This is a genomic window from Vibrio genomosp. F10 str. 9ZD137, from assembly GCF_049974785.1.
In the GTDB taxonomy this organism is placed as follows: domain Bacteria; phylum Pseudomonadota; class Gammaproteobacteria; order Enterobacterales; family Vibrionaceae; genus Vibrio.
In genome coordinates this window covers 1-2,780 of sequence record NZ_JBNGCJ010000599.1, presented here as the reverse complement: position 1 = coordinate 2,780, position 2,780 = coordinate 1, and the positions used below count along the sequence as shown (strand labels likewise).

The 2,780-nt window shown below is 47.3% G+C and carries 1 protein-coding gene and 1 pseudogene; one reads left to right on the top strand and one right to left on the bottom strand.

Going from position 1 to position 2,780, the window contains the following annotated elements; genetic code table 11:
• The coding region (locus tag ACP45E_RS14525; RefSeq protein WP_069585166.1) for a glycoside hydrolase family 3 protein at window positions 1-2,300 on the top strand (2,300 nt) is incomplete at its 5' end.
• 204 nt (window positions 2,301-2,504) lie between these two features.
• Here the strand turns inward: ACP45E_RS14525 and ACP45E_RS14520 are convergent.
• Window positions 2,505-2,780, bottom strand: a pseudogene (locus ACP45E_RS14520) (dihydrodipicolinate synthase); the annotation flags it as partial.

Sequence of the window (2,780 nt, the reverse complement as noted above, 5' to 3'; positions counted from 1 at the left end):
CTGAACCGCGCTTCCGATCTGCGACTGAGCAAGCCTTTTCTCATCGGCCCTTCCGTATTCCATTTATGTGGGCAACTGACGCAGTCCATGGTCATAACAACGTGTTTTCATCGACGGTTTTTCCACACAATATTGGTTTAGGTTGCGCTCGTGACCCTGAATTGATCCGAAAAATCGGCCGAATTACCGCCCTAGAAGTTGCTGCAACGGGGTTGGATTGGACATTTGCACCGACGGTTGCTACGCCTCGAGATTTGCGTTGGGGGCGCGTGTATGAAGGCTATTCAGAAGATCCAGAGATCACGTATGCGTATGCAGGCGAAATGGTAAAGGGTTTACAAGGCAATATCGCAGAGCTGAAAGATGACTATCATGTCATTTCAAATGTAAAACACTGGGTCGGCGATGGTGGAACAATGATCGGTATTGATCGTGGAATTAACCGTTACAGTGAAGATCTATTGCGTAATATTCATGCCATGGGGTATTTCAGTGGTTTAGAAGCGGGGGCTCAAGTCGTGATGTCTTCGTTTAACAGTTGGGACCACGAAAGCAATTATGACCATGATCTGAGCATCAATGAGCCATACAACAAGAAAATTCATGGCAGTAAATATCTGTTAACCGATGTACTTAAAGAGCAAATGGGCTTTGACGGGCTGGTTGTCACCGACTGGAACGGTCACGCCGAGATAAGTAAGTGTTCAAATGAAGACGCACGGTACGCGATTAACGCGGGTAACGATGTGTTAATGATTCCTGTTCGCCAGCATTGGCAAGCGGTCTACCACAACACCGTTGCTGATATTCAACGGGGTACCATACCAATGGGCCGGATTGACGATGCTGTGACACGAATTCTTCGGGTTAAGATGCGAGCGGGTTTGTGGAATAAACCGCAGCCTTCAATGCGTGCTCTGGCCGGTGACCAAGCGATTCTAGGCGCACCTGAACATCGCAGCGTAGCAAGAGAAGCGGTTCGTAAATCACTGGTTCTACTGAAGAACAAAAATGAAATATTGCCGCTTAAATCAAACCAGCGCGTTATTTTAACCGGCAGCGCAGCCAATGATTTACAAAAACAATCTGGTGGATGGAACCTGACTTGGCAAGGTGATGAAAATGCCCTGGGCGATTTTCCTGGCGCAACAACGGTGAAAATGGGGCTAGAAGCTGAGCTTGGCGAAGAGAACGTTATTTATGATCCCGATCTGACCTGTCCATTGGTTTCGGGGGATACGGCTATCGTCGTGTTTGGTGAAGATCCCTACGCTGAAATGATGGGCGATATTAAAGCGTGGCAAAGCCTAGAATTTGCTAAGTTGAAACGCAGTTACGCCTCAGATTGCGCCAAAATAGCCAAGTTGCATGCGGCAGGGGTCAAGGTTGTCTCAATATTTTTCAGCGGGCGGCCTCTTTATGTGAATACAGAAATCGCTCGTTCGGATGCGTTTGTGGCGGCATTTTTACCAGGAAGCGAAGGTAAAGGCATCATCGACTTGCTGGTTGCAGATGATAATAATCAGCCGAAGTTTGATTTTCATGGTGTGCTTTCCTTTAGTTGGCCAAATAAAAAGTCAAGCTACACGGTGAATCGAATTCCACCACATATTGGCCAGTACGAGTTACCGGAAAACGAGCAAGATCCTCAAGGTGAGCACGCGCCGCTCTTTGATTATGGTTACGGGCTTAACTACACCGACAAGAAACAAGATCGGGATCTCGACCAACTTGAGTTCGATACCGAATCAGAGGTCACGCTCGCACAGCAAACTCACATGTACGGTATTCAAGCGACCATTGGAGATTATCAGTGCAAGGTCGCTGACACTCACAATGAAGAAGGTATGGATGTCTCTAGAAATAATGCCATGAAACTGACGACCTTGGTGACCACGCCTTTTAATTATCAGCAGCAGCAAGACGCTGTTGAGTTCACATTTTTAGAGGGTGTTAATGCGTTGTACATTGAGACGACCAATAGCGAGGGGGAGGACCTCAGCGACTACAAAAAGGGCTTAATTTCGTTCGAGTTGAAAGTGCTTGAAGCCCCGAGTGATGACGTACTGGTGACAGTAACTCGCCCGTTTAACATGCTGGAGAGTGATACAGGGGATGTGGTGACGTATGCATTGAACCAGGCTTTAATGGGAGCGTCAGACGAATTTGTTCAGTTTCAAGTTCCTTGCCAACACTTCTTTGATTCTGGCGTGGATTTATCGAGTCTACACACCGTGTTTTCTTTAACCAGTAATGGCCGTTTTAAAGCGGTCTTAGCGAATGTCTATTGGCAAGCTTAGCCAGAGCTGATTAACCGGTTTGGCTAGGTGCCATTTGAGCAGTTAAGGTGAGTCGAACCGACATCTGATGGCTGAGTTTGCATTGCCATAAACGTCTAAAAAGCTACAAATGTCTAAAAAGCTACAAACGTCAAAAAAGCCAGCCTAGGGATGGACTGGCTTGTTCGTATTTTGACTAAATTATAGAGTGGGTTGAACGCCTATTTAGCGACGGTTTGCCATACGTTTGTATTGATGACGTCGTCCTCGAAGGGTAATCCCCAGTTGCATGATGTTTTCAGGTGGTGCGATTCCACTGTATCCTCCATCACCGATGTGAACAATATCGGCACCAGCGGCTTTGGAGGCCATTGCCACTTGTTCAATATAAGACTCGCTGGCCCCTTCTTGAGAAGTTCCAATCGCCAGCATTCCGAGCATGCCTGTTTGGTGAACGGCAGTCATCATTTCGCGAGCGAGGTTAGCATCAACGCCAGGCGT